26 protein-coding genes are annotated in these 25,886 nt (G+C 72.6%); 13 read left to right on the top strand and 13 right to left on the bottom strand.

Going from position 1 to position 25,886, the window contains the following annotated elements; all coding sequences use genetic code 11:
- The first annotated feature begins 97 nt into the window (after nucleotides 1-97).
- Nucleotides 98-781, top strand: coding sequence for a class I SAM-dependent methyltransferase (locus tag ACZ6AA_RS11330; RefSeq protein ID WP_468459474.1), 684 nt, complete (start codon nucleotides 98-100; stop codon nucleotides 779-781).
- A gap of 9 nt (nucleotides 782-790) precedes the next feature.
- Here the strand turns inward: ACZ6AA_RS11330 and ACZ6AA_RS11335 are convergent, their stop codons facing one another.
- From ACZ6AA_RS11335 to ACZ6AA_RS11345, 3 genes are all read right to left on the bottom strand, one after another.
- On the bottom strand, nucleotides 791-1,153 hold the full coding sequence (locus ACZ6AA_RS11335) for a VOC family protein (RefSeq protein ID WP_471457523.1): 363 nt from the start codon (nucleotides 1,151-1,153) through the stop codon (nucleotides 791-793).
- 148 nt (nucleotides 1,154-1,301) lie between these two features.
- Nucleotides 1,302-1,640 carry a hypothetical protein gene (locus ACZ6AA_RS11340; protein ID WP_063750494.1) on the bottom strand — a complete coding sequence of 113 codons (339 nt, stop codon included), beginning with the start codon at nucleotides 1,638-1,640 and terminating at the stop codon, nucleotides 1,302-1,304.
- A 36-nt stretch (nucleotides 1,641-1,676) separates the two neighbouring features.
- Complete coding sequence (locus ACZ6AA_RS11345; protein WP_030358728.1) at nucleotides 1,677-1,904, bottom strand: toxin-antitoxin system HicB family antitoxin; 228 nt, start codon at nucleotides 1,902-1,904, stop codon at nucleotides 1,677-1,679.
- 176 nt (nucleotides 1,905-2,080) lie between these two features.
- On the opposite strand from ACZ6AA_RS11345, the gene ACZ6AA_RS11350 reads away from it, so the two are divergent.
- The 6 genes from ACZ6AA_RS11350 to ACZ6AA_RS11375 all read left to right on the top strand — a co-directional run bounded on the left by ACZ6AA_RS11350 (nucleotide 2,081) and on the right by ACZ6AA_RS11375 (nucleotide 9,724).
- Entirely contained in the window at nucleotides 2,081-2,974 is an 894-nt protein-coding gene (locus tag ACZ6AA_RS11350) for an ABC transporter ATP-binding protein (protein ID WP_468459478.1), read from the top strand.
- 20 nt (nucleotides 2,975-2,994) lie between these two features.
- The gene (locus tag ACZ6AA_RS11355; RefSeq protein WP_471457525.1) at nucleotides 2,995-5,559 is read left to right on the top strand and encodes an ABC transporter permease; all 2,565 of its coding nucleotides are present in this window, start codon (nucleotides 2,995-2,997) and stop codon (nucleotides 5,557-5,559) included.
- Nucleotides 5,560-5,772: 213 nt separating this feature from the next.
- Nucleotides 5,773-6,666, top strand: coding sequence for an LLM class F420-dependent oxidoreductase (locus ACZ6AA_RS11360; protein ID WP_471457527.1), 894 nt, complete (start codon nucleotides 5,773-5,775; stop codon nucleotides 6,664-6,666).
- An 85-nt stretch (nucleotides 6,667-6,751) separates the two neighbouring features.
- Nucleotides 6,752-7,177, top strand: coding sequence for a GNAT family N-acetyltransferase (locus ACZ6AA_RS11365; RefSeq protein ID WP_468459484.1), 426 nt, complete (start codon nucleotides 6,752-6,754; stop codon nucleotides 7,175-7,177).
- A gap of 196 nt (nucleotides 7,178-7,373) precedes the next feature.
- Nucleotides 7,374-8,714: a hemolysin family protein gene (locus tag ACZ6AA_RS11370; protein WP_468459486.1), complete on the top strand. Its 1,341-nt coding sequence runs from the start codon at nucleotides 7,374-7,376 to the stop codon at nucleotides 8,712-8,714.
- Complete coding sequence (locus ACZ6AA_RS11375; protein WP_468459488.1) at nucleotides 8,711-9,724, top strand: hemolysin family protein; 1,014 nt, start codon at nucleotides 8,711-8,713, stop codon at nucleotides 9,722-9,724. Before ACZ6AA_RS11370 ends, ACZ6AA_RS11375 begins: the two co-directional genes overlap by 4 nt.
- A 40-nt stretch (nucleotides 9,725-9,764) precedes the next feature.
- Here the strand turns inward: ACZ6AA_RS11375 and ACZ6AA_RS11380 are convergent, their stop codons facing one another.
- Nucleotides 9,765-10,013 (bottom strand): holin, encoded by a 249-nt coding sequence (locus ACZ6AA_RS11380; RefSeq protein WP_468459490.1) that lies wholly within the window; start codon nucleotides 10,011-10,013, stop codon nucleotides 9,765-9,767.
- Nucleotides 10,014-10,188: 175 nt separating this feature from the next.
- Nucleotides 10,189-11,241, bottom strand: a complete 1,053-nt coding sequence (locus ACZ6AA_RS11385) for a LysR family transcriptional regulator (RefSeq protein WP_471457530.1) — start codon at nucleotides 11,239-11,241, stop codon at nucleotides 10,189-10,191.
- Between the two features lie 70 nt (nucleotides 11,242-11,311).
- Between ACZ6AA_RS11385 and ACZ6AA_RS11390 the strand changes: the two genes are divergently transcribed.
- Both ACZ6AA_RS11390 and ACZ6AA_RS11395 read left to right on the top strand, forming a co-directional pair.
- Entirely contained in the window at nucleotides 11,312-11,989 is a 678-nt protein-coding gene (locus ACZ6AA_RS11390) for a maleylpyruvate isomerase family mycothiol-dependent enzyme (protein ID WP_468482235.1), read from the top strand.
- Between the two features lie 61 nt (nucleotides 11,990-12,050).
- Nucleotides 12,051-12,896 carry an SGNH/GDSL hydrolase family protein gene (locus ACZ6AA_RS11395; RefSeq protein WP_468459496.1) on the top strand — a complete coding sequence of 282 codons (846 nt, stop codon included), beginning with the start codon at nucleotides 12,051-12,053 and terminating at the stop codon, nucleotides 12,894-12,896.
- Between the two features lie 192 nt (nucleotides 12,897-13,088).
- Here ACZ6AA_RS11395 and ACZ6AA_RS11400 read toward each other — a convergent pair whose 3' ends face one another.
- The 4 genes from ACZ6AA_RS11400 to ACZ6AA_RS11415 form a co-directional block, all read right to left on the bottom strand.
- Nucleotides 13,089-13,523 (bottom strand): SRPBCC family protein, encoded by a 435-nt coding sequence (locus ACZ6AA_RS11400; RefSeq protein WP_468459498.1) that lies wholly within the window; start codon nucleotides 13,521-13,523, stop codon nucleotides 13,089-13,091.
- On the bottom strand, nucleotides 13,520-14,932 hold the full coding sequence (locus ACZ6AA_RS11405; protein WP_471457539.1) for a carotenoid oxygenase family protein: 1,413 nt from the start codon (nucleotides 14,930-14,932) through the stop codon (nucleotides 13,520-13,522). Before ACZ6AA_RS11405 ends, ACZ6AA_RS11400 begins: the two co-directional genes overlap by 4 nt.
- Entirely contained in the window at nucleotides 14,932-16,293 is a 1,362-nt protein-coding gene (locus ACZ6AA_RS11410) for an MFS transporter (RefSeq protein WP_471457541.1), read from the bottom strand. Before ACZ6AA_RS11410 ends, ACZ6AA_RS11405 begins: the two co-directional genes overlap by 1 nt.
- 207 nt (nucleotides 16,294-16,500) lie before the next feature.
- On the bottom strand, nucleotides 16,501-17,190 hold the full coding sequence (locus tag ACZ6AA_RS11415; protein ID WP_468459504.1) for a TetR/AcrR family transcriptional regulator: 690 nt from the start codon (nucleotides 17,188-17,190) through the stop codon (nucleotides 16,501-16,503).
- A 40-nt stretch (nucleotides 17,191-17,230) separates the two neighbouring features.
- Here ACZ6AA_RS11415 and purB point away from each other — a divergent pair, with 40 nt between their 5' ends.
- Nucleotides 17,231-18,673 (top strand): adenylosuccinate lyase, encoded by a 1,443-nt coding sequence (gene purB / locus ACZ6AA_RS11420; RefSeq protein ID WP_468459506.1) that lies wholly within the window; start codon nucleotides 17,231-17,233, stop codon nucleotides 18,671-18,673.
- A gap of 58 nt (nucleotides 18,674-18,731) precedes the next feature.
- Here the strand turns inward: purB and ACZ6AA_RS11425 are convergent, their stop codons facing one another.
- Complete coding sequence (locus ACZ6AA_RS11425; RefSeq protein WP_468459508.1) at nucleotides 18,732-19,523, bottom strand: DedA family protein; 792 nt, start codon at nucleotides 19,521-19,523, stop codon at nucleotides 18,732-18,734.
- A gap of 155 nt (nucleotides 19,524-19,678) precedes the next feature.
- On the opposite strand from ACZ6AA_RS11425, the gene ACZ6AA_RS11430 reads away from it, so the two are divergent.
- Together ACZ6AA_RS11430 and ACZ6AA_RS11435 are read left to right on the top strand one after the other, a co-directional pair.
- Entirely contained in the window at nucleotides 19,679-20,836 is a 1,158-nt protein-coding gene (locus ACZ6AA_RS11430) for a sensor histidine kinase (RefSeq protein WP_468459510.1), read from the top strand.
- A complete protein-coding gene (locus tag ACZ6AA_RS11435; RefSeq protein ID WP_468459511.1) occupies nucleotides 20,827-21,471 on the top strand; it encodes a response regulator in 645 nt (214 codons plus the stop codon). The genes ACZ6AA_RS11430 and ACZ6AA_RS11435 overlap by 10 nt, the downstream gene beginning before the upstream one ends.
- A 60-nt stretch (nucleotides 21,472-21,531) precedes the next feature.
- Here the strand turns inward: ACZ6AA_RS11435 and lysA are convergent, their stop codons facing one another.
- Nucleotides 21,532-22,839 carry a diaminopimelate decarboxylase gene (gene lysA / locus ACZ6AA_RS11440; RefSeq protein WP_471457873.1) on the bottom strand — a complete coding sequence of 436 codons (1,308 nt, stop codon included), beginning with the start codon at nucleotides 22,837-22,839 and terminating at the stop codon, nucleotides 21,532-21,534.
- Between the two features lie 625 nt (nucleotides 22,840-23,464).
- Nucleotides 23,465-24,013 carry an SAV_915 family protein gene (locus tag ACZ6AA_RS11445; RefSeq protein ID WP_471457544.1) on the bottom strand — a complete coding sequence of 183 codons (549 nt, stop codon included), beginning with the start codon at nucleotides 24,011-24,013 and terminating at the stop codon, nucleotides 23,465-23,467.
- Between the two features lie 210 nt (nucleotides 24,014-24,223).
- Between ACZ6AA_RS11445 and ACZ6AA_RS11450 the strand changes: the two genes are divergently transcribed.
- Nucleotides 24,224-25,069, top strand: coding sequence for an endonuclease/exonuclease/phosphatase family protein (locus ACZ6AA_RS11450; protein ID WP_471457546.1), 846 nt, complete (start codon nucleotides 24,224-24,226; stop codon nucleotides 25,067-25,069).
- Between the two features lie 130 nt (nucleotides 25,070-25,199).
- On the opposite strand, the gene ACZ6AA_RS11455 is transcribed toward ACZ6AA_RS11450, so the two are convergent.
- The gene (locus tag ACZ6AA_RS11455; RefSeq protein WP_468459517.1) at nucleotides 25,200-25,883 is read right to left on the bottom strand and encodes a response regulator; all 684 of its coding nucleotides are present in this window, start codon (nucleotides 25,881-25,883) and stop codon (nucleotides 25,200-25,202) included.
- Nucleotides 25,884-25,886: the final 3 nt, after the last annotated feature.

Below are 25,886 nucleotides of genomic sequence, written 5' to 3' on the forward strand. Positions count from 1 at the left end.
TGAGGCGGAGGTCCAGCCCGGGGGCCTGGGGCGCGGGCCCCAGTTTCGGGAAGGGGCGGGTTTGGGGAAGAAACCCCCACCCACCCGAGGAGGCACCATGCCCCCGCCCTCCGCCCGCCCCGCCCCGCGCGACGCGGTCCACCACCCCCTCTTCGCCCGCTTCTACGCCCGCCTCAGCGTCTCCGCCGAACCGGCCATCGCCCCGCACCGCGAGGAACTCCTGCGGGGCGTCGAGGGCCGCGTCATCGAGGTGGGCGCGGGCAACGGCCTGAACTTCGCGCACTACCCGAGCACCGTCGCCGAGGTGGTCGCGATCGAACCGGAGAGCGTCCTGCGCCGCCTGGCCGTGTCGGCGGCGCTGCGCGCGGACGTCCCCGTGGACGTGGTGCCGGGCGCCGCGGAGGCCCTGCCGGTCAAGAGCGAGGCGTTCGACTTCGCCGTCGCGTCGCTGGTCCTGTGCAGCGTGCGGGACGTGCCGAGGGCCCTCGGCGAGCTGCGCCGGGTGCTGCGGCCGGGCGGTGAGCTGAGGTTCTTCGAGCACGGCCGGGCTCCGGGCGGCGCGATGGCGACGGCGCAGCGCGTCCTCGACCGCACGGTGTGGCCGCGCCTGTTCGGCGGCTGCCACGTCAGCCGGGACACGGTCGGCGCGCTGCGCGCGGCCGGGTTCGAGGTGGGGACGTACCGCGCGGTCGTGGTGCCCGCGCGCGGCCCGAAGTTCCCCACGTCGTACTGCGTCCTCGGCTCCGCGCGCCGCCCCGCGGAGGACGAGGCGACGGGCTGAACGGCGCCGTCAGATCGGCTGCGCGAGGTTCACCGCGTTGCCGTCGGGGTCCTGGATGTGGGCGACCCGCTGGCCCCACGGCATGTCGTTGGCGGGGCCGAGCACCGTGCCACCGAGGGCTTCGACGCGGGCGAGGAGGTCATCGACGTCGTCCACGGTGACGCTCAGGAGCGAGCGCTGCGGGGCGTCCAGGTTGACGCTCTTGTCGGCGACGATGCCGAGGTCGGAGTCCCTGACCCGCAGGTTCAGGAAGAAGACGGCCCCCTCGTCCGGGACGCGTTCCGTCTCCTCGGCGCCGAGGAGTCCCGTGTAGAAGGCGACGAGGCGGTCCAGGTCGGGGGTGATCAGCATCGGCTGGATGGTGGCGGGCATGGCGGGGGCCTCCTGGTGGTCGCGACCGGTTACGTCATCCTGACCGCAGGACGGCCCACAACTCATCGGCCGCGCGCCACGCGATGTCTCGCACTCTCCGCCCGACGCCACACCGCGCCCCGGTCACCGACTCACAGGACCCACCGGGTCACAGGCTCCACTGCCGCAGCTCACGCGCTATGTCGTGCACGCTCGCCCCGTCCTCCTTGATCAGCCGGGCCAGGTCCCGCACCTGCTCGGGCGAGGTCACGACCTTCACGCCGCTGGCGACGAGGTAGGCGTAGGCGACCGACGAGGCGAAGAGCGCGTTGGAGCGTTCGAGGGCGGGCAGGTGCAGCAGGAGCTGGAGCAGGGCGGCGGCTCGGTCGTGCGGGCCCTCGTAGACGGGCACGCCGAAGATCTCCGCGTGGTGGCGGGCGACGGCGGCCACCAGGGCGCCCCAGTCGGTCACTTGTGGATCACCCGGCGTCTTGTGCTCGGCGACCATCAGGAGCCAGGCGAGGTCGATTCTGAGGTTCAAGGGTCAGCGACGACCCTCGCGCTCCGCGCCGAACTCCTCGGCGAAGACGGTCTCGTACTGCTTCATGAAGTCGGCGGCGGCCTCCACGAAGGTGTGGCCGAGCTCGCCCGCGTCCTGTTTGACCAGCTCTTCGATATAGCGATTCACGCTCACGCCACGGGCCATGGCGCGTTCGCGCGCGGCCCGGGCGGTGTCCTCGTCCACCCGCACGTTCAGCTGAGTCTTCGCCATGTCCACAAGCTAGCGCCGATCCGCTAGCACCGGCAAGAGGCGCCGGGCCCGACCGGTCAGGTGCCCCTTACACGCTCCTCACTCATCGACCTGCGAGGGATACCAGCCACCTGCTCCGACCCCTTACCCTCTGCTGGCATACGCGAGTTGGGACGGCCACGACCCGGGAGGCGGCCTTGTCCACACCTGCTTCGACACCGCACACGGAGCGCGCCGAGCCCTCCGGCGTAGCGGCCCGCGCCCGCGCGCTCACGAAGGCCTACGGCTCGGGTGAGACAGCCGTGCTCGCCCTGGACGCGGTCGACGTGGACATCGCTCGGCAGCGGTTCACCGCCGTGATGGGGCCGTCGGGCTCCGGCAAGTCCACGCTGATGCACACCCTCGCCGGGCTCGACTCGGTCTCGGCGGGCCAGGTGTGGCTCGGCGACACCGAGATCACCGGGCTCAAGGACCGGGAGCTGACGCGGCTCAGGCGGGACCGGATCGGCTTCATGTTCCAGTCGTTCAACCTCATCCCGACGCTGAACGCGCGCGAGAACATCACCCTGCCCATGGACATCGCGGGCCAGCGCCCCGACGCCGAGTGGCTGGAACACGTCATCGACACACTCGGCCTGCGCGACCGGCTGCGGCACCGGCCCGCGCAGCTCTCCGGCGGACAGCAGCAGCGCGTGGCCTGCGCGCGTGCGCTCGCCTCCCGCCCCGAGCTGATCTTCGCCGACGAGCCGACCGGCAACCTCGACTCGCGGGCCGGGCTCGAAGTGCTCGGGTTCCTGCGCGAGGCGGTGGACTCGCTGGGCCAGACGGTGGTGATGGTGACGCACGACCCGGGCGCCGCCGCCCACTCCGACCTGGTGCTCTTCCTCGCGGACGGACGGATCGTGGACGAGATGGCCCGGCCCACGGCGGAGGGCGTCCTGGAGCGGATGAAACGGTTCGACGTCCTGCACGGCACGGCCGCGGACCCGGCCGACGAGTCGACGGACGCCGCCGCACCACCCGGCACCGGCGCGGCCCCGGCCGACCCCCTGACGAAACCCACCCGCGACGACCCGTCCTCCAAGGACTGAGAAGGACTGAGGCGGCACCCGTGCTGAAGGCCACCCTCCGCAGCTTCCTCGCGCACAAGGGCAGGCTCGCCCTGTCCGCGCTCGCCGTGATCCTCTCCGTGGCGTTCGTCGCGGGCAGCCTGATCTTCTCGGACACCGTCTCCCGCACCTTCGACCGGCTCTTCGCGTCCACGTCCGCCGACCTCTCCGTCGGCCCCAAGGACGACCTCGACGAGAGCGTGCCGACCGGACGGACCCCGACCGTGCCCGCCGACCTCGCCGGTCGGGTCGCGAAGGTCGACGGCGTGGCGGCCACGCACGTCGACGCGACCGTGGAGAACATCACGGTCGTCGACCGCGACAACGACCCGGTCGGCCCCACCACGGGCGCGCCCACCGTCGCGGGGAACTGGTACGAGACCGAACGCTCCCCCGTCGAGATCACCTCGGGCCGGGCGCCGCGCGCCGCCGGGGAAGCCATGATCGACGCGGACACGGCCGACAAGAAGGACGTGGCGATCGGGGACACCCTCAAGATCCTGGCCGCGCCGGGGTCGTTCGAGACGAAGGTCGTCGGCATCGTCACGTTCACGACCACCAACCCCGGTGCCGCGCTCGTCTTCCTGGACACCCCGACCGCGCAGACGAAGCTGCTCGGCGCCGACAACCGCGCGACCAGCATCTCCGTCGACGCCGCGGCGGGCGTCAGCGACACCGAGCTCAAGCGCCGCGTGGCCGCCGAACTCGGCGGCCGCTACGACCTGGAGACCGCCGACGAGCAGGCCGAGTCCGCAGCCTCCGAGCTCGGCGGCTTCCTGGACGTCATCAAGTACGTGATGCTCGGCTTCGCCGGGGTCGCCGTCCTGGTCGGCATCTTCCTGATCGTCAACACCTTCTCCATGCTCATCGCGCAGCGCACCCGCGAACTGGGGCTGCTGCGCGCGCTCGGCGCCGACCGCAGGCAGGTGCGCCGCTCCGTGCTCATCGAGGCGGTGCTCCTCGGCGTGGTCGGCTCCACCCTCGGGCTCGCCGCCGGGATCGGGCTCGCTGCCGGACTCATCGAGCTGATGGGCCTGTTCGGCATGAACCTCAAGTCCACGGAGATGGTGATCGCCTGGCCGACGCCCGTCGTGTCGTACGTCGTCGGGGTGGGCGTCACCTTCCTCGCGGCGTATCTCCCGGCACGCCGGGCCGCACAGGTCTCGCCGATGGCCGCGCTGGCGGACGCCGAGATCGCGGGCGTGGGGCGGCCGCTCCGGGTACGGGCCGTCGTGGGCTCGGTCGTGGCGGCGGGCGGCGCGGCGGCGCTCGTGGGGTGCGCGACCTCCTCCGACACCTCCACGTCGGCCTCGCTGCTCGGGCTCGGCGTGGTCCTCAGCCTCGTCGCCACCGTCGTCGCGGGCCCGCTCCTGGTGCGGCCGGTGATCCGGGTGCTCGGCGGCGCCTTCCCCGCCGTCTACGGCTCCGTGGGCCGGATGAGCCAGCGCAACGCCCTGCGCAACCCGCGCCGCACCGGCGCCACCGCGGCCGCGCTCATGGTCGGGCTCGCCCTGGTCGGCGGCCTCTCCGTGGCCAGCGCCTCCATGACCAAGTCGTTCGACGACCAGATCGACAAGACGCTCGGCGCGGACTTCGTCGTGCAGAACAACGCGTTCCTGCCGTTCCCGACGGAGGTCACCAAGAAGGTGGAGGCGACCGACGGCGCCGGGCTCGTCGTCCGCAGCCGCTTCACCCCCCTGAAGCTGCGAATGCCGGACGGCAAGACCGTGGAGACGACGGCCGCGGGCTTCGGCAAGCAATTCGACGAGGTCGTGAAGACCACCTACGCAAAGGGGAGTTCGGCGCGGGCCCTCGCCCCCGACCGGCTCGCGATGGACCGGGGCTACGCCAAGGACCATGACGTGCGCGTCGGTTCGGTGCTGCCGGTGGAGTTCCCCGGCGAGCGCAAGGTGAAGCTGACGGTGGCCGCGCTCACCGACAACGAGGGCCCCGAGGGTCCCGGGATGCAGGGCGGGCTCTTCATGGGGCTCGGCACGCTGGAGAAGTACGTGCCCGACGGCCAGGACTCCGCCGTCTACGTCAACACCGCGCCCGGCACGGACGCGGAGGCGCTGCGCGACCGGCTCGACACCGCGCTCGACCCGTACCCGCAGGTGCAGGTGCGCGACCAGGCGGACTACAAGAAGCTGATCCGCGAACAGATCGCCGTGATGCTCTACCTCGTGTACGCGCTCCTCGGCCTCGCGATCGTCATCGCCGTGCTCGGCGTGGTCAACACCCTTGCCCTTTCGGTCGTCGAGCGCACCCGTGAGATCGGTCTGCTGCGCGCGATCGGTCTGGCCCGGCGGCAGTTGCGGCGCATGATCCGGCTGGAGTCGGTGGTGATCGCGGTGTTCGGCGCGGTGCTCGGCCTCGCGCTCGGCCTGGTGTGGGGGGTGTCGATGCACCAGGTCCTGGAGCTGCAGGGGCTCAAGGCGTTCGCGGTGCCGTGGTCGACGCTGGTGGCGGTCGTGATCGGGTCGGTGGTGGTCGGGATCGTGGCGGCGCTGCTGCCCGCGCTGCGGGCGTCGCGGATGAACGTGCTGGAGGCGATCGCGCACGAGTGAGGGGCCGTTGGGCGCGCGGGGCCGGGGTGCGCTTCGGCCCCGCGCGGGGCCGGAACGCGGTGGCCCACGGGAACAGGCGGGCCGGAATGCGGTGGCCCGCGGGCGCGGGCGGGTGGTGGAATCGGACGCGCCCCCGCCGTTCCGCGCGGCCGCCGTCCGAGCCGCCCGCGCGGGGCCGGGCCCCACTCGTCCTCGTACCGCCAAGGAGAGCTCATGCCCCACCGGCCCTTCCGCTTCGGTGTCAACATGGTCGAACCGAGCCCGCGCGAGGAGTGGCGGACCAAGTGCCGCACCGCGGAACAGCTCGGCTATGACGTGATCCTCGTGCCCGACCACCTGGGCATGGCCGCGCCGTTCCCGGCCGTCGTCGCCGCCGCGGAGGCCACCGAGCGGCCCCGGGTCGGCACCTTCGTCCTCAACGCCGGGTTCTGGAACCCGACCCTGCTCGCCCGCGAGGTGGCCACCACGGACCTGCTCACGGACGGCCGCCTCGAACTGGGCCTCGGCACCGGCTATGTGCGGCCCGAGCACGACGCGGCCGGACTGCCGTGGGGGTCGCCCGGCGAGCGCGTGGCACAGCTGCGGCACACCGTCGAGACGCTGGACCGGCACTTCGCCGAGGACGGGTTCGTACCCAAGCCGGGCCAGAAGCCCCGCCCGCCGCTCCTGATCGGCGGCAACGGCGAGAAGATGCTGAAGCTGACGGCCGAGCACGCGGACATCGCCGCGTTCACCGGGGCACGGCCGGTGGCGGGCGACACGAGCGGCAAGCTGCTGCACCTGACGGCCGAGGAGATGGACGAGCGAGTCGCCTCCTACCGGCGGCACGCGGCCGGGCGGTCGGCGCCCGCCGAGCTGAACCTGCTGATCCAGCTGGTGGACATCACCGACGACCGGCGCGCCAAGGGCCGCGAGGTCGCCGACCACATCCCCCACCTGTCCGTCGACACCGCCCTCGACCTGCCCATCCTGCTCTTCGGCACGGTCCGCCAGATCGCCGACCAGCTGCGCGCCCAGCGGGAGCGGTACGGCTTCTCGTACATCACGGTCCTCGAGCCGTACTACGAGGTGTTCGGAGCCGTCATCGAGGAGCTGCGGGGCGAGTGACGTGGGCGTACGCGCAAGTGGCGCCGCTGTCCGCATGCTGGGAATTTCCGCGCGCCGCCGCCCGGCCCGGTGATGGGATGCCGTCATGACTGATCTACGGATACGCGCCGCGGCGCCCGCCGACCTGGACGCCGTGCTCGCCTTCTGGAAGGTGGCCGCGGAGGGCACCAGCATCAGCGACGACCGCTCCGGTGTGGAGCGCCTGGTCGCCCGTGACCCGGGGGCGCTGCTGCTCGCCGAGCGGGACGGGGAGCTGGTGGGCACGGTGATCGCCGGGTTCGACGGCTGGCGGGCGCATCTGTACCGGCTCGCCGTGCACCCCGACGCCCGGCGGGCGGGGATCGGCTCGGCGCTGCTGCGCGCGGCCGAGGAGCGGTTCGTCGCGCTCGGCGGGCGGCGGGCCGACGCCATGGTCCTGAACCGCAACGAGCCGGCGCACCACGCCTGGCACTCGGCCGGATATGCTCCCCAGCCGCAGTGGAGCCGCTGGGTCAAGCCGCTCGCCGAGTGACCGTGCCGCCATCTCGACGGCGGAAACGGTCACAGTGAGTGACGTGGAGCGCAGAGTTTTGCCGATCCTTTAACATGGGCCCCACCACTCGAATCCCGACGGAAAGGTGTGAGCGTCCGCCCATGGGCGAGCCTCCCAGTACCCCACATCGCGCATTCACCACGCCCCTGGCCGATCATGGGACGGAGGTGACCCGATGACTGAAGTGCTCCTGCTCCTCGTGGCGGTGCTGCTCTCGCTCGCCTGCGGAGTCTTCGTGGCGGCGGAGTTCTCGCTCACGACCGTCGAGCGCAGCGACCTGGAGCGCGCCGTCGAACGCGGCGAGCGCGGCGCGGCCAGCGCCCTCAAGGCCGTCAAGAACCTCACCTTCGAGCTCTCGGGCGCGCAGCTCGGCATCACCGTGACCGGCCTGGTCGTCGGCATGCTCGCGAAACCGGCCATCGGCGACCTCATCGAGGGCCCGCTGAACGCCGCCGGTGTCCCCGACTCGGCGTCCTCGACCGTCGCCCTCATCCTCGGCACCGCCCTGTCGACCGTCTTCCTGATGGTCGTCGGCGAGCTGGTGCCGAAGAACTGGGCGATCTCCTCGCCGCTGCCCATCGCCAAGCGCGTGGCGACGCCCCAGCGCGTGTTCAGCGCCGCGTTCCGCCCCTTCATCCGGCACCTGAACAACACCGCGAACCGCGCGGTACGCCGCTTCGGCCTCGAGCCCACCGAGGAGCTGGCCTCCGCGCGCGGCCCCAAGGAGCTGCTCGCCCTGGCCCGGCACTCCGCGAAGGAGGGGGCCCTGGAGGCGGAGACCGCCGAGCGGTTCATGCGCACGCTGAACCTGGCCGACCTCACCGCGGAGAACGTGATGACGCCGCGCGTCCAGGTCGTCGCCCTGGACGTGGCCGCCACCTGCGAGGACGTCGCCAACGCCACCCGCGCGACCGGACTGTCCCGGTTCCCGGTCTACCGCGGCAACCTCGACTCGGTCGTCGGCGTCGTGCACATCAAGAACGTCCTGGCCGTGCCCGCCGAGCTGAGGGCGCGCCGCCCCGTGAGCGAGCTGATGCGCGAGCCGCTGCTCGTACCGGAGTCGCTGACCGTGGACCGGCTCCTGGACCGGCTCTCGGGCCGGCGCACCATGGCCGTCGTCATCGACGAGTACGGCGGCACGGCCGGTGTCGCGACCCTGGAGGACATCGTCGAGGAAGTCGTCGGCGAGGTGCACGACGAGCACGACCCGCACGAGACGCCCGACCTGGCCCCGGCCGGGACCGACGACGAAGGCCGGACGCTGTACTCGGCCGACGGCGCGGCCCGCACCGACCAGCTCGCCCGCGTGGGCCTGCGGGTACCGGAAGGCCCCTACGAGACGCTGGCCGGTCTCATCGCCACCGAGCTCGGCCGCATTCCCGCCGTGGGCGACGGCGTCGAGGTCGCCGGGTGGCACCTGGACGTCGTGGACGCGACGGGCCGCCGAGCCGCCCGTGTGCTGCTGCACGCGCCCGCCGAACCTGTCGATGACGAACCGGAGGAGGACGACCGATGACTGTCATCCAGTTGCTGATCGGCCTTGCGACGCTCGTCGTCAACGCCTTCTTCGTGGGCGCCGAGTTCGCCCTGATCTCCGTGCGCCGCAGCCAGATCGAGCCGTACGCCGAGGAGGGCGACCGACGCGCCAAGAGCGTGATGTGGGGCCTCAAGCACGTGTCCGCGCTGATGGCGGCCGCGCAGCTCGGCATCACGCTGTGCACCCTGGTGCTCGGTGTCGTCGCCGAGCCCGCGATCGCGCATCTTCTCGAGCCGCTGTTCGACGCGGTGGGCGTGCCGCACGGCCTGGTCCACCCGATCTCGTTCGTCATCGCCCTGGCCGTGGCGACGTATCTGCACATGCTGCTCGGCGAGATGATCCCCAAGAACATCGCGCTCGCCGAGCCGGTGCGCAGCGCCCTGCTGCTCGGGCCGCCGCTGGTGGCGTGCGCCCGGGCCGTGCGTCCTGTGGTGTTCACGATCAACGCGTTCGCCAACGCGATCCTGAAGCTGCTGCGGGTCGAGACGAAGGACGAGGTCTCGGCCACGTTCTCGGACGCCGAACTGGCCCGCCTCGTGCAGGACTCCAGCGACGCCGGCCTGATCGACGACCGCGCGCAGGAGCGTCTGCACGACGCCCTTGAGCTGGGCCGCCGTCCGGTGCGGGACGTGGTCCTTCCGCTGGAGCGCGTGGTCTACGCACGCGTGGGCGTCACGCCCGAGCAGTTGGAGCAGCTGTCCTCGCAGACTGGCTTCTCGCGTTTCCCCGTCGTCGACGAGGGGCGGCGCATCGTCGGCTACCTCCATGTGAAGGACGCGCTCGACCTGTCCCCGCGCGATCTGCCGTTCCGGGTGCCGGACATGCGGTCCATCGCCCGGGTGCGGGAGTCCACGTCGCTCAACGACGTCCTCACGGCCATGCGGGACAGCCGCACCCATGTGGCGGCAGTGCTCGGCGAGGACGGCAGGCTGGCCGGGATGGTCACGATGGAGGACGTCCTGCGGGAGCTGTTCGGCCAGCCCGTCTGACCTCTGTCGGGCAGGTCGTGGAGCTTCGGGGCGGTGTCCTTCAGAGGACGGGTTGGTGTCCGCTGCCGTCGGGGACCTCGGTGAGGCCGGGGCCGGGCGGGCCGAGCTTCGCGGAGCCGAGCGCGGTCAGGACGGCGAGCAGCGCGGCCATCCCGGCCGTGCCGAGGGCGGCGCCCCACGCCACGTCGAGGAGGTTCGTCGCCCCCGCGACGAGGACGGCGGCGAGGGCCTGCGCGAAGGTGCGGACCGCGCGCTCGGCGGTGGCTTTCCAGAAGGCAGCGGTCCACATGACGGACCCCTCTCCGGTAGTGAGGAGCCGTTCCGTGAGTCCTCAACCAGCCCTATGTTCGCGGTGGTTGGGGAGCTGCGTCGAGAGTCGGGGCGGGGGGTCTTCGGGGTTGCGAGGGGGAGCGGCTTGGGACCCCGGGGGGTGGCGCGGGGGATGGCCCGGGGCCGGGCTGCGGTCAGGGCGGGTCCAGGGGTCTTTCCGTGAGTACGGGCAGTGCGGCGCGCAGACGCGTCAGGAACGCGCGGGCCGCGGGCCCCGCAGGGCCGTCCGTGCGCCAGGCGAGGCCGATCCGCCCGCGCGGGCAGGGCTCCTCGAACCCGATCGCCCGCAGGCCCCGCGCCGCGGCGATCCGCGCGCCCGGCGCCGGGAAGACGGCCACGCCGAGGCCACGTGCCGCGAGCTGGACCAGCAGTTGCGGCGAGGCCGCCTCGAAGGCGACCTGCGGCGCGAAACCCGCCCGCGCACAGGCACGTTCGAGCACGGCTCGCAGCCCTGTGCCGCGCGGGAGGCTGATCAGGGGGCGGTCGGCGAGGGCCGTCAGTGGGACGACCCCGTCGAGCGCGCCCGCCTCTGCGCTGCCGCTGCCCTCACCGTTGCTCTCGCCTTCGCCCTCACCGTCGCCCTCGCCCTCGCCCTCACCTTCGCCCTCACCGCCGCCCCCACCGTCCGGCGGTGGCCCTGCCCGCGCCACGAGCGGGTCGTCCGGCGCCACCAGCGCCGCCAGGGGTTCGTCGATCACGACCTGCCAACTGACGCCCTGCGGCGGGGTGTCGTCGGCGAGACCGGCCAGGGCGATGTCGAGCCGCCCCTCGCGCACGGCCGCCAGCATCCGGTCCGAGGTGTCCTCGGTGAGGGCCATCTCGACGTGCGGATGCGCGTCGTGGAAGTCGGCGAGGACCGACGCGACGTCGTACTCGTGCGTGGCCGCGCCCGACACGAGGCCGAGAGTGACACGCCCCCGCAGCAGCCCGGTGAACTCGTCGGCGGTCTGCCGCATCCCGTCGACCGCGGCCAACGCCGCCCGCGCGTACGGCAGGACGGCCGCGCCCGCCTCCGTCACGGTCACCGACCGGCCCGAGCGGTCGAGGAGCCGCTGCCCCAACTCCCGTTCCAGTTGCCGGATCTGGGCGCTCACCCCGGGCTGCGCGACATGCAGCGCGGCGGCCGCACGCGTGAAGTTGGCCTCCTCCACGACCGTGAGGAAGTACCGGAGCTGGCGAAGTTCCATAACTCAGGATGCTAGCCACGAGACGTACTGACTCTTGGACTTATGGCGGCGACGGGCCGATCTTGGCTCCATGGGGAACTCACAGGGGAACTCACCGACCGCACCGGACACCTCGACCCACCGCATCCGCACCGCCATCGCCGCCGAACGCCGGGACCTCGCCGACCTGCTCGACGGCCTGGCACCCGCGCAGTGGGACGCGCCGTCACTGTGCGCGGGCTGGCGGGTGCGCGAGGTCGCCGCCCATATGTCGCTCGGCTTCCGCTACCCCCTCCCCCGCGTCCTCCTGGAACTGCTCAGGGCGGGCGGAAGCCTGCACCGCATGACGGACCGCCGGGCCCGCGCGGACGCGGCGGCGTTCTCCGCGCGCGATCTCGCCGGGTTCCTGCGGGACCACGCGGACCACCCGTGGACCCCTCCGGTCGGCGGCTTCGCGAGCGCCCTCGGCCACGACGTCGTCCACGGCCTCGACATCTCCGTGCCGCTCGGCCTCACCCGGCGGGTGCCGGATGACCGCCTCCGCATCCTCCTCGACCACGTCACACCGAAGTCGGCGAAGTTCTTCGGCGCCGACCTCACCGGCCTGGAGCTGCGGGCCGACGACGTCGACTGGTCCTTCGGTGCGGGGTCGCGCCTTTCCGGTGACGCGCAGGACCTGCTGCTGGTGGCGTTCGGGCGGCGGGTGCCCGCGGGGCGGCTGCGGGGTGAGCAGGCGGGACGCTTCACGGTGGCGGGGCAGGCCCACTGACCGGAGGGGCTCGGATGGGGCCCGCGCGGGCGTGCGGGCCCCGGGATACCATCACATCGCCATGCAGATCAATCCGCGCTACACGAGCCTCGTCGCCGTCGGCGACTCCTTCACCGAGGGCATGTCCGACCTGCTGCCCGACGGCAGCTACCGCGGCTGGGCCGATGTGCTGGCCGAGCGGCTCGCGGCCCGCACCCCGGGCTTCCGGTACGCCAACCTCGCCGTGCGCGGCAAGCTCATCGGGCAGATCGCCACGGACCAGGCGCCCATGGCGGCCACGCTCGGCGCCGACGTGATCACCCTGGTCGGCGGCCTCAACGACACACTGCGGCCCAAGTGCGACATGGGGCGGGTACGCGGCCTCCTGGAGCAGGCCGTGGAGACCCTCGCCCCGGCCTGCAAGCAGCTGGTCCTGATGCGCAGCCCCGGCCGCCAGGGCGCGGTCCTTGAACGGTTCCGCCCACGCATGGAGGAGCTGTTCGCCCACGTCGACGACCTCGCGGCGCGGCACGGGGCCGTCGTGGTCGACCTGTACGGGTCCCGGACGCTCGCCGACCAGCGGCTGTGGGACGTGGACCGGCTGCACCTGACGGCCGAAGGGCACCGCCGGGTCGCCGAGGCGGTGTGGCAGACGCTCGGCCACGAGCCGGAGGACGACTGGGACAGCCCGCTGCCGCCGCCCGTCGCCGCGCCCTGGATGGCCCGCCGCGTCGGCGACGCCCGCTTCGCCCGGCAGTACCTCGGCCCGTGGATCGGCCGCCGCCTCACCGGCCGCTCGTCCGGCGACGGCCGCTCGGGCGCCCAGGTGGACCCGGCGACGGGACGCGCGTTCTGGGTGACACCCGACGACTCGGCGGCACCGGGACCCGTACAGGCGTGGCGACGCGTGGAGCCGGACACGGCCTGACCGCCGAGCGCCACGCGGAGCCGGACGCGGTCCGGTCCCGGGCGGCACGCAGAGACGGACGCGGTCCCGTCGAGGGCGCCACGCAGAGCCGGACGTGGCCCCGTCCCGGACGCGGAGGCGGACGCGGTCCCGTCGAGGGCGGCAGCGCCCGAGGGTCCGCCGCCCCTTGCATCCGCCTCCCCCGCGTCCCGCTCACCCCTTCCCCCGCGCCGCCGCCTTCTCCGCGGCCTCCTTCAGCTCCTCCAGCCAGTCGATCAAGGACTGAGCCAGCAGCGCCCGCATGCCCTCGGGGTCGGCGTCGACCGGGGCGCCGGTCCAGTACTCCTCGGTGACCACCGACGTGCCGCCCTCGGCCGTCGGCGCGAAGGTCCAGCGGTGCATGCCGTCGATGCCGGAGGTGGGCCCGCCCCAGGTGAGGGAGCGGTACTCCTCGACGGCCGCGACCGTGGACGTGATGTCCAGGCCGTGCGTGAGCCACCTGAAGGACATGCCGACCTCCAACTCGCCCGAGGTCTCTGCCCGTTCGATGGCGCTGTGCCACAGGGGCCAGGCGGCGATGTCGGTGTGCAGCCGCCAGACGGTCTCGACGGGCGCGGCGACGGTGATCTCGTGGCGGGTGCTGATCATGCCGCACCGCCCGCGACGGGCAGGACGTCGGCGTCCACGTTCGCGTCCATGCCTGCGTCTGTGTCCGCGTCCGCGTCCGCGATCCAGGAGCCGTGGATCCCGCTCGGCACCCGGCGCGGCAGCTCGACGACGGCGAGCGGGCCGGTGCCGGGGGCGGAGGCGTCGATGACAAGCAGCTGCGAGGCGTCCTTGACGAGGTCGCTGACCACGGTGAGCAGATAGCCCTCGTCCTCCCCGGTGGCGCCTTCGGCCGGTACGAAGACGGCCTCGCCGGGCATCCGGCCCTGCCCCATGGGGACCAGCTCGCGGCTGCCCGCGGTGTGGTCGTGTTTGACGATCGCGTACTCGTCGAGGTCCGGCCCAGGGAAGGCCACGGCGTAGCTGTAACGGTGGAAGCGGCCCGTCACGTCCTCGTTGACGGTGGGGAATTCGGTGATGAGGTCGTCCACGATCTCCTCGACGGCGGCGCCCGTGGCCGGGTCGAGTATCCAGCGGTGGCCGGTCGCGCCGACCATGGGCTGCGGCGCGTGGCCGGGCGCCCCGATCCAGAACTTCCAGGTCTGCTCCCACGCACCGCGGTCGTAGCGCGGCCCGGTCAGCACGACACGGCCGTACTCGTCCTCGTACGCGTTGGCGACGTGCAGGAGCGCGCCGGGCTCCACCTCGAACCAGCGCACCGTCGCGGGCCCGGTGCGCGGCATCACGCCGATCCGCGGCGTGTACGTGTCGCTCCAGCGGTACGGGATGCCGGAGTGCTCCTCGGCGTTGAAGACGACGGGCAGGTCCAGCCACACCACGTACCGCTCGGTGATCCCGAAGTCGTGCATCAGGGACGGTCCGGCGCCCTCGACGACCTCGCTGCGCACGATGTCGCCCTTGGCGTCGGCGACGTAGTACGTCAGGTGCGGCGGGAACGGCCCGTACCCGAAGAAGTGCAGCTCGCCGCTCGCGGGGTCGGTCTTCGGGTGCGCGGTCATCGCCGTCTTCAGGCGGCCGCCGAAGTCGTGGGCGCCGATGGTGTCGAGCTCGGGCGTCAGCTCGTAGGGGAGGTTGGCCTCCTGGAGGGCGAGGATGCGGCCCGCGTGCTCGATGACGTGGGTGGCGGCGTCGCTGGCGCGGAGGTTCGGGGTGCCGTCGGCGCCCAGGTAGGGCACGCCGTCGAGGGCCGGGGTGTGCACCCAGCGGTTGCGGTACCACTCGGCGCGGCCGTCGCGCAGCCGGACCCCGTGGATCATTCCGCTGCCCTTGAACCAGTGGGTGGGGGTGATGCCGGGCTTGGGGTTGTGGCCGTTGCGGAAGTAGCGGCCGTTCAGCTCGGGCGGGAGGGTGCCGTGCACGGTCAGGCCGCGGGCGGTGGTCTCGTCGGTGACGGGCGTGTAGTGGCCGGTGAGGTAGGGCTTCTTGGTCATCACGGGTTCCTCCTGGTGTGGTGGGTGGGGCCGGTGAGCGTGGTGAGTGCCGCGGCCGTGGTGAGTACGGCGATGACGGCCGTGGTGGCGAACGCGGTGCGGTAGTCCCCCGGCGTGGGGGCGAGGGCGGTCAGCAGGGCGAGGCCGAGGGCGCCGCCGATCTGCCGGGTGGTGTTGACGAGGCCGCCCGCGAGCCCGGAGTCGGCGGCAGGCACTCCGTCGGTGGCCAGCGTGGTGAGCCGGACGAACGCGACGCCGAGCCCCGCGCCGACCAGGACCGAGGGGCCGAGCAGATCGACGGCGAAGGTGCCGTCGGTGCGGGCAAGGGCGAGCCAGCCGAGGCCGAGCGTGAGGGCGGTGAGGGCGGCGCCGAGGGTCGCGCGGCCGGGCAGGCGGGGCGCGAGGGTGGACGCGGCGACGACGGTGAGCGCCAGCGGGAGCTGCGTGAGGCCCGCCGCCAACGCGCTGTATCCGAGCACTTGCTGCTGGTACAGCGGCAGGAAGTAGAAGAGTCCGACCCACACCGCGCCGAGCAGCGTCATGGCGAGGTTGGCCGCCGCCACTCGGCCTGTGCGGAGCAGGCGTGGCGGTACGAGCGGGATTCCGGTCCGGCGCTGGCGGTCGGCGAACAGGACCAGGAGCGTGAGGCCCGCCGCGGCGGCGAGGGGCTGCTTGGCGGTGAGCGCGTAGACGAGCGCCGTCAGGCCCGCGGTCGAGGTGATCGCGCCGACGACGTCGAGGCGGCCGCCGGTCGGCCGGTCGGCGGGGACCAGCAGCAGGGTCGCTCCGAGCGAGGCGACGGCGATCGGTACGACGACGAGGAACACCGCTCGCCAGCCGTACCACTCGGTGAGTACGCCGCCGAGGATCACCCCGGCCGCGCCGCCCGCCCCGGACACCGCACCCCACACGCCCAGTGCCGCTCCGCGCGTCAGGCCCGCGCCTGCCTGGGGCCCCGGGCCCGGCGGGAAGATCAGCAGGACCAGCGCGAGCGCGGCGGGCGCGAGGAGCGCGGCGCCGACCCCCTGGGCGGCGCGGGCGGCGATCAGCGCGGCGGCGTTCGGCGCGAGCCCGGCGGCGAGCGAGGCGAGCGCGAACACCGTCGTCCCCGCCGCGAACATCCGCCGCCGCCCGAAGAGATCCGCGCACCGGCCACCGGGCAGCAACAGCGCCCCGAACGCGAGCACATAGGCGTTGACCACCCACGACAGCGCCCCGGACGACAACCCGAGCCCACCGGATACGGCGGGCAGCGCCACATTCACCACGGACGTGCTGAGCACCACGACGAACTGCGCCGTCGCGAGCGCCACCAGAGCGGGCCCCTGCTCCACCCCCGACGCCCGGGTCGGCCGGAGCACCCGCCCCACCCCTCCTGTCCGCCTCTGTCCCCTCACGATCACACCCCCCAAGTCCCTGGTCCCTGGCCCCTGACCTCACACCGAAGAAAGAGTGGTCAATCACTCACACTCCAGCCTGAAAGAGGGACCACGCGCGTGCGTGGCCTTCATGCTGCGATGCCCCCTGCCCCACCGCCCCCGGCGGCGGCGCGGAGAAGCTACCGCGGCTCAGTAATGCCTGATGCCCGCCAGAAGCGTCCTCGTCCACGGCGCATCGACTTCGAGCGCCCCGATCGAGACCGCCACATTGCACAGGAATCCCCTGGCGAAGAACTCCTGCACCTCGTCGTCCCGCGCACCGGACGCGGACCGCACATACTCCACAAGGCGTGCGTACATCCCCTGCACCGCCTCCCTGATCTCCGGCTCACTGACCGCACAGTTGGCGTGCATCAGCACTTTCAGCAGGTCCTCGCGGTCCGCGATCAGGCGGGCGTACTCATCCCCCATCGCATACAGCACCTCCGCCGGATCCGCGCTCCCCACCTTCGCCACCGACTCGCCGAGCCGCTCACGGATCAACCGCGAGACATCCTCGACCACGGCCACGAACAGCGCCTGTTTGTCCGGGAACAGCCGGTACAGATACGACTGCGAGATCCCGGCACCCTTGGCGACCTCCGTCGTGGACGTCCCGTAGTACCCGCGCCCCGCGAACACCTTCGCCGCGGTCGCCAGCACCTCACCCCTGCGCGCCTCCGCCGTGGAAAGCTGCCGCGCCTTCGTCGTACCCATGTGAGTAATAGACCACTCACACCTCCTCCTCGTCAACCCTCCATCGACCACGACCCCAGGCCCACACCCCCCTCCCGCCCTCTCCCTCCCCTTCCCCTTGTAGCTTCCGACGACGACAGCCATGGCGCTGGCCTGCAGAAACCGCCAGCTAGAATGGCCGACTGTGACTGCCGCGCCTGCAAAGCCCCGTATCCCGAACGTCCTCGCCGGGCGTTACGCCTCCACCGAGCTCGCCCTGCTCTGGTCGCCCGAGCAGAAGGTGAAGCTGGAGCGCCGCCTCTGGCTCGCCGTCCTGCGTGCCCAGAAGGACCTCGGCATCGATGTGCCGGACGCGGCGATCGGGGACTACGAGCGCGTGCTCGACCAGGTTGACCTGGCCTCCATCGCCGAGCGCGAGAAGGTCACGCGCCACGATGTGAAGGCCCGCATCGAGGAGTTCAACGCCCTCGCCGGTCACGAGCACGTCCACAAGGGCATGACCTCGCGCGACCTCACCGAGAACGTGGAGCAGCTCCAGATCCGGCTCTCCCTCGAACTGGTCCGCTCCCGCACGGTCGCCGTCCTCGCCCGCCTCGGCCGCCTCTCCGGTGAGTACGCCGAGCTGGTCATGGCCGGCCGCTCCCACAACGTCGCCGCCCAGGCCACCACCCTCGGCAAGCGCTTCGCCACCGCCGCCGACGAGCTGCTCGTCGCCTACCGCCGCCTGGAGGACCTCCTCGGCCGCTACCCGCTGCGCGGCATCAAGGGCCCCGTCGGCACCGCCCAGGACATGCTCGACCTGCTCGGCGGCGACGCCGGGAAGCTCACCGAGCTGGAAGACCGCATCGCCGCCCACCTCGGCTTCGACCGCGCCTTCACCTCCGTCGGCCAGGTCTACCCCCGCTCCCTCGACTACGAGGTGGTGACGGCGCTCGTACAGCTCGCCGCCGCGCCGTCCTCGCTGGCCAAGACCATCCGCCTGATGGCCGGACACGAACTGGTCACCGAAGGCTTCAAGCCCGGCCAGGTCGGCTCCTCCGCGATGCCGCACAAGATGAACACCCGCTCCTGCGAGCGCGTCAACGGCCTCACCGTCATCCTGCGCGGCTACGCCTCCATGACCGCCGAGCTGGCCGGCGACCAGTGGAACGAGGGCGACGTCTCCTGCTCCGTCGTACGCCGCGTGGCCCTGCCCGACGCGTTCTTCGCGCTGGACGGCCTTCTGGAGACCTTCCTGACGGTCCTCGACGAGTTCGGCGCGTTCCCCGCCGTCGTCGCCCGGGAGCTGGACCGCTACCTGCCGTTCCTCGCCACGACCAAGGTGCTCATGGCGTCGGTGCGGGCCGGTGTCGGCCGCGAGGAGGCCCACGAGGCCATCAAGGAGAACGCCGTCGCCTCCGCGCTCGCCATGCGTGAGCAGGGCGTCGAGCGCAACGAACTCCTGGACAAGCTCGCCGCGGACTCCCGCATCCCGCTGGACCGCGCGCAGTTGGACGAGCTGATGGCCGACAAGCTCTCCTTCACGGGCGCCGCCAGCGACCAGGTCGCCGCGGTCATCGCCCAGATCGAGGCGGTCATCAAGGAGCACCCCGAGGCGGCGGCTTACACGCCGGGCTCCATTCTCTGAGGCATTCCCCTTCTCTGAGGCATTCCCGGGCGGGCCGCGGCTCGCGCATCCGGTGGGGCTAGCTCCTCGCCCGGTGCGCGCCGCGGCCCGCCTTGCGTATGCGGACCACCACGAACGCGATCACGGCCAGGGCGACTGCGCCGAGGACCCCCTTCGAGTACAGGCCGACGGCATCCGTGACCTCGTGCCAGCGGGAGCCGAGTCCGTAGCCCAGCAGGACGAACACGCTGTTCCACAGCAGGCTGCCGACGGTCGTCAGGCCCAGGAACAGGGGCAGCGGCATCCGTTCTATGCCTGCCGGTATCGAGATCATGCTGCGGAAGATCGGGATCATGCGGCCGAAGAACACGGCCTTGGTCCCATGCCGTTCGAACCACGCCTCCGTCTTCTCTATGTCCGCCGTCTTCACCAGCGGAAGGCGCGCGGCGATGGCGACCGTGCGGTCGCGGCCGAGCAGCGCGCCCACCCAGTACAGCGCGAGCGCCCCGACGACGGAGCCGACCGTGGTCCACAGCAGCGCCGCGAGCAGGCTGAACTTTCCCTGGCTCGCAGCGAATCCGGCGAGTGGCAGGATCACCTCGCTGGGCAGCGGCGGGAACAGATTCTCCAGCGCGATCGCCACTCCGGCGCCGATCGCGCCCAGGGAGTCCATGAGATCGGCGGCCCAGCCCGCAATACCGCCCGCGGGGGCATCGGCGGACGCGGCCGCGTATATGACGGAGCGGGCGGACCGAGCGGGCTCGGACCCGGCCGAGGACGCGGTCACGGTCACGGATGAGGCCGTGGCTGAGGCCGCTGCCGCCGCGGATTCATACGCGGCGCTGAGTGTGTGCGAAGCGGTGAGGATCATGCCTTCGACGGTACGAACTCGCAGGCCACGCCGGTATGGGGGCCGCCGCACAGTTGCGCTGCGGACCGCCGCAGACCCTCGCTGCGGACCGCCGCAGCCAGCTTTGCGGTTTTCCGCAGTCCGCTCCGCGCACCGCTCGGCTAGCGTCATTGATCATGCGAAACTTTCTCGCCCGCCGACTACGCGTCGCCGCCGGGGTCCTGCTCGGATCTCTCAGCGCCGTCGCCGAGTTGGCCATGACGCTCGCGTCCGGGCTGTGGCTGCTCGTCACGCTCGGGCGGTCCGCCGACGACCGCCGCGGCGAGACGCGGATACTCACGGTCGCCCGCTGGTGGGCAGAGGTGCAGCGCCGTCGGATGGCCCGCTGGTACGACACCGGCACCGCGGACCTGGCCGCGCCGCTGACCGGCATGCCCGCCCTGTCCTATGTGGCCACCCGCTGGACGGTGGGACTGCTGGGCGGCGTGGTGCTGCTGGCCGCCGCGGTCGGCGCCGGCTACGCCTCACTGCTGGTGTGGGGCTGGTTCCTGATCGACTTCGACCTCGACCGGTGGTCGCTGACCGTCGCGCCCGCCGCGTTCGGCGGTCTCTTCCTGCTCTTCCTGTGCATACAGGGCGTGCACGCGGTGGCGCTGATGGACGAGCAGCTCATACGCCACTTCCTCGGCCCCAGCGACCGGCAGACCCTGGAGCGCCGCATCGGCGAGCTGGCCAAGAGCCGGGCCGGCGTCGTGGAGGCCGTCCACGACGAGCGACGGCGCATCGAGCGTGATCTGCACGACGGCGTCCAGCAGCGCCTGGTCGCGCTCGGCATGCTGCTCGGCCGGGCCCGCCGCACCCCGGACCCCGAGAAGTCGTCGGAGCTGCTCCGGCAGGCCCACGAGGAGTCGCAGCAGGCGCTGGTGGAGCTCAGGGACGTGGCGTGGCGCGTGTATCCGGCGGCGCTCGACGAAGGCGGTCTTGCCGCCGCACTGGAAACGGTCGCCGAGCGTGCCGCGATACCCGTCCGGCTCTCCTGCGAGCTGCGGGACACCCCGCCGCCGACAGCGCAGGCGGTCGCCTACTTCGTCGCCGCCGAAGCCGTGACGAACGCCGTCAAGCACTCCGGTGCCGGGCAGGTCACCGTGCGGGCCGACCGGGCGGGTGAGCTGCTGCGACTGCGGGTCGAGGACGACGGCCGGGGCGGGGCCGACGCGTCCGGCAGTGGGCTGCTTGGCCTGAGCCGGAGGATCGCGGCGCTCGACGGTACGTTGTCCGTGGCCAGCCCGGCCGGAGGTCCCACCGTCATCACAGCGGAGCTGCCATGCGCGTAATACTCGCCGACGACTCGACGCTGCTGCGTGAGGGGCTGACGCGGCTGCTCGTCGAGGAGGGGCATGAGGTGACGGCGTCCGTGGGGGACGCGGAAGCTCTGCTCGAAGCGATCGCCGCCGATCCGCCGGACGCCGCCGTGGTGGATGTGCGGATGCCGCCGACGCACACCGACGAAGGGTTGCGGGCCGCGCTGGAGATCCGCAAGAACTGGCCGGACACGGGTGTCCTGGTGCTGTCGCAGTACGTCGAACGGCGTTACGCCACGGACCTGTTGACCACGGCCACGGAGGGGGTCGGATATCTGCTCAAGGACCGGGTCGTGCAGGTCGACGAGTTCCTGGACGCGCTCGATCGCGTGGGTGCGGGCCGGACGGCCTTCGACCCGGAGGTCGTGCGCCAGTTGCTGACGTTCAGCCGCCAGGTGGACCCGTTGCAGCGGCTGACCGACCGGGAGCGGGAGGTCATCGCCAAGATGGCGCAGGGGCATACGAACGCGGCCATCGCGGACCAGCTGCACGTCTCGCAGAGCGCTGTCGAGAAGTATGTGAACGCCATCTTCGACAAGTTGGAGCTGACCGAGGCCACCGGCTACAGCCGCCGCGTGCTGGCGATCCTGCGCTTCCTCGGCACGTGACGCCGACGGGACGGGTGCCCGGCCGCGCCGCCGTCCGACCTTGAGAGCGCAGGGCCGCGACTAGAGGCCGACGTCGCGGCTGCGGAAGTCCTCCAGGGACTCGCGGCGCACGAGGAGTCGGGCGTGGCCGTCGGCTACGGCGACCACCGGGGGTCGGCCGACGAGGTTGTAGCCGGAGGCCATCGACAGGTGGTAGGCGCCCGCGACGGGGACGGCGAGGAGGTCCCCGGGCCGGGTGTCGGCCGGGAGTTGGATGTCGGCGGCGAGCACGTCACCCGCCTCGCAGTGTCGGCCGACGACGGTCACGGGTGCGGACGCGGCGGTGGAGCGGCGGCCGATGAGGCGCGGCAGATAGCGCACGCCGTACAGCGCGGGCCGCGGGTTGTCGCTCATGCCGCCGTCGACGGCGACGAAGGTGCGGTCGCTGGTGCGCTTGACCGACAGGACCCGGTAGAGGGCGACGCCCGCGGGGCCCGCGATGGCGCGCCCGGGTTCGACGGCCAGGCGGGGTACGGCGAGGCCGGCGGCGGCGCAGCTCTCGGTGAGTTCGGCACGTACCTTGCGGGCGAGGGTGGTGATGTCGAGGGCGTCCTCGCCGGGGCGGTAGGCGATGCCGTGGCCGCCGCCGAGGTCCAGTTCGGGGAGCGTGATGCCGTGGTGGTCCTTGATGCGGGCCATCAGCCCGACGAGGCGGCGCACGGCGCACAGGAACGGCTTCTCGGAGGTGATCTGGGAGCCCAAGTGGCAGTGCAGGCCGACCAGTTCGAGGCCGGGTTGGTCGAGGATGCGGGCGATGGCGTGCTGGGCGGAGCCGTCGGTGATGGACAGGCCGAACTTCTGGTCGTCCGTGCCCGTGTGAATCTTGCTGTGGCCGCCCGCGGCGATGCCGGGGACGACGCGGACCAGGACCTTCTGGCGGCTGCCGGGCGGTACGGCCGCGGCGAGACGGGCGATTTCCGAGGCGCTATCGATGACGATGCGTCCGACGCCGAGGCGCAGGGCGGCGCGCAGGTCCTCCGGGCTCTTGGCGTTGCCGTGCAGGACGATGCGGGCGGCCGGGAAGCCGGTGGTGACGGCCAGTTCGAGTTCGCCGGCGGAGCAGACGTCGAGGCCCAGGCCCTCCTCCTCGACCCAGTGCGCCATGGCACGGCAGAGGAACGCCTTGGCCGCGTACAGGACGTCGGTGTCGGGGAAGGCGTGCAGATAGGTGCGGCAGCGCTCGCGCACGTCGGCCTCGTCGAGGAGGTAGGCGGGGGTGCCGAAGCGGTCGGCGATCTCGGTGAGCGGTACGCCGCCGACGGCCAGGTCACCGTGCGCGAGCCGCGTGGTGGAGAGCGGCCACACGGTCAGGTCGTCGGCCGCGTCCATGGGCGGCGCGTCGACGGTGACCGGGGGGTGGCCGGGTGTCGCGGGGATGTCCGCAAGGGTCATGGCTGGCTTCTCTTTTCGCCTCGTCGTCTTCACGTCGTCGTCTTCACGTCGTCGTCTTCACGTCGCCGTCTTCACGGTCTTCACGTCGTCCTCGTCCCGGGCGCCCGGCGTTCTCGGCGGGACGCCGGTCGTGCTTGCCTCGTGCGGATCGGCCGCTCGGGCCCGTCGCGGTGTCCCGTTGCACCCCGTTGGGCCGTCTTGCACCCCGTCGGGCCGTCCGGTCCCGCGCCGTCGGGCCGTCCCCGCGCGACTCGTCGGACCGCGCGGTCCGACGACGTCATCAGCGGCCTCGGCTTCCTCGGCGCCTGCGGTGCGCTGGTCTCCGCGGCCCGTCGGCGCCCAGCTCGCAGGCTGCCGGTTCTCAAGCTGCAAGCTCTCGAGCTATCAGCTCTCGAACTGCCAGCTCTCGGGCTGCGGAGCCCCTGTAGTCCGGTGTCCGGGAACCCGGCCCTCAGGTGCGAGAACCCGGTTCCCAGGGGTGGGAACCGGTCCTCACGTGCGGAAGCGCTGTCGAGCGCCGCCCTCAGCCCGAGGGAACCGCTGGTTCAGCCGATCCAGGCGGTCAGCGCGCCGACGACCGCCGCCGCTCCGGTGACGCGCAGCGCTCCGACGGCCTGGGGTCCCAGTCCCGCCAGCGGGAGACACGCGGGGCGGCGTCCGCGGCGGCGGCGACGGTCCGGGATGCGGCGGGCGTGAGCCGTGGGGCGGACGAGGCGGATGAGGCGGACGACACGGACCCGGACGTGGCGGGGGTGCGCCGGGGGGCCGGGGAGCCCGGAGTGCGGCCAGTGGTGGAGGAGGTGGAGGTGCGGTCCGTGGATGCCGAGCCGGGCGTGAGGCGGGGGTCGACGGTGACCCGAGGGACGCCGAGCGGTTCGGTGAGTGCGCGCAGGGCGGATTCGGAGAGCCGGATCCAGGGCTGCCGGGCGCCGAGTTCGTCGGTGAGGCGTTGTGGTGTCGTGAAGGCGACGGCCGTGCGGCCGCCGACAGGGGTGCGGAACAGGCGGGCGACACAGCCCGCGGGTCCCGGCCGGACAGGGACGAACAGCGGTCCGGCCGGGCCGCGTTCGCAAGGTTCGGGGTCTTCTCCGCACACCAGTTGCTGCGTCATGGGATTCCTCCTTGAGGAGCCTCGGCAGGCCCTCGTATGGTCGGGCGGTCGCTGTGGACCCGGCGGCGAACACCGGGCACACAGTGACGGTATGCCCGGCACGGGGTGTCAACCGACCGGAAATGACGAGCCGTTGACGGTGATTCGGCGCACGCTGACACTCCGCTGACGCGAGGCCCGGCTCGGAGGCCCGGACGAGTGAGGACGTACGTGCGCATATCGACGTGGAACGTATGGTGGCGATACGGGCCCTGGGAGCAGCGGCGGAAGGCGATTCTCGCGGTGCTGCGGGAGCTGCGGCCGGACGTCGTCGGCCTGCAGGAGGTCTGGGAGCGGGGCGGCGAGAACGTCGCCGGGTGGCTCGCGGGCGAGCTGGGCCTGCACTGGACGTGGGAGCCGTCGCGGGCCCCGGGGAGGTGGCAGCGGCGGATCGGCGATCCGGAGGTGGCGATCGGCAACGCGGTCCTCAGCCGGTGGCCGGTCGTGGACCGGGCCGTCGTACAACTGCCCCCGCCGGACGGGGAGGAGGACGACGGCCGTCTCGCGCTGTACGCGCGGCTCGCGGCGCCGGGCCAGGAGGTGCCGTTCTTCACGACCCATCTGACGTCGGCGCCGAGCCAGTCGGCGACGCGGTGTGCGCAGGTCGCGAGGCTCGCCGGGTTCGTGGCCGAGCGCCGGGGCGGCACGGCGTTCCCGCCCGTCGTCACGGGTGACTTCAACGCCTGGCCGGACTCGGACGAGATCCGGCTCCTGGGCGGGTACCGCACGGCGCCCGCCGTGCCGGGGCAGTCGCTCCTGGACGCCTGGGAGTACGCCGAGCCGGGCGCGGCGGCCGCCACCTGGGACGCGGCGAACCCGTATGTGGCGCCCTCGTACGACCCGAGCGTCCGGATCGACTACATCCACGTCGGCCCACCGGGCCCCGGCGGCCTCGGCTCGGTGCGCTCGGTGCGGCGCGCGGGCGACGGCCCGGTCGACGGTGTCTGGCCGTCCGACCACGCGGCGGTGGTGGCGGACCTGCGGGACAGCGGGGTGCCGAGCGACGGCGCTTCCTGAGCCCGACCGCGGGCAGAATCACCAGCCGCACCCCGCGCCGGACGGCCGCGCCCTCAGCCCGCGCAAGCGACCGAACCTCACCCCGCACGCGCGACAACCACACCCCGACCACGCCCCGGGGCACCCACCCCTACCCCTCGAACCGATACCCCATCCCCGGCGCGGTGATCAGATGCCGCGGATGTGCCGGATCAGGCTCCAACTTGCGCCGCAGCTGCGCCATATACACCCGCAGGTAGTTGGTCCGCGTGCTGTGCGAGGGGCCCCAGACCTCGCCGAGCAGTTGCTGCTGGCTGACCAGGCGGCCGCGGTGGCGGACCAGGACCTCCAGGAGGTGCCACTCGGTGGGGGTGAGGCGCACGGCGCGGCCGTCCCGTAACGCCTTCTTGGCGAGCAGGTCGAGGGTGAAGCCCTCGGTCTCGACGAGGGCGGAGGTCTCGCCACGCTCCACGGAGCGGGTTCTGCGGGCGGCGGCCCGCAGCCGGGCGAGGAGTTCGTCCATGCTGAACGGCTTGGTGATGTAGTCGTCGGCGCCCGCGTCGAGCGCCGCGACCTTCTCGTCGGAGGCCTGGCGGGCGGACACGACGAGGATGGGGGCGCGACTGAAGCCCCGCAGCCACCGCACCACGTCGATGCCGTCCATGTCGGGCAGCCCGAGATCAAGGAGGACCACGTCCGGCGGACGTGCTGCGGCCAGACGCTGGGCCGTGCCCCCGTCGACCGCCGCGTCCACCTCGTACTTGCGTGCCTTGAGGTTGATCTCCAGAGCCCGTACGAGCTGTGGGTCGTCCTCGACCACCAGCACCCGGGTCATCGG

The organism is Streptomyces sp. NPDC040610, assembly GCF_055594065.1.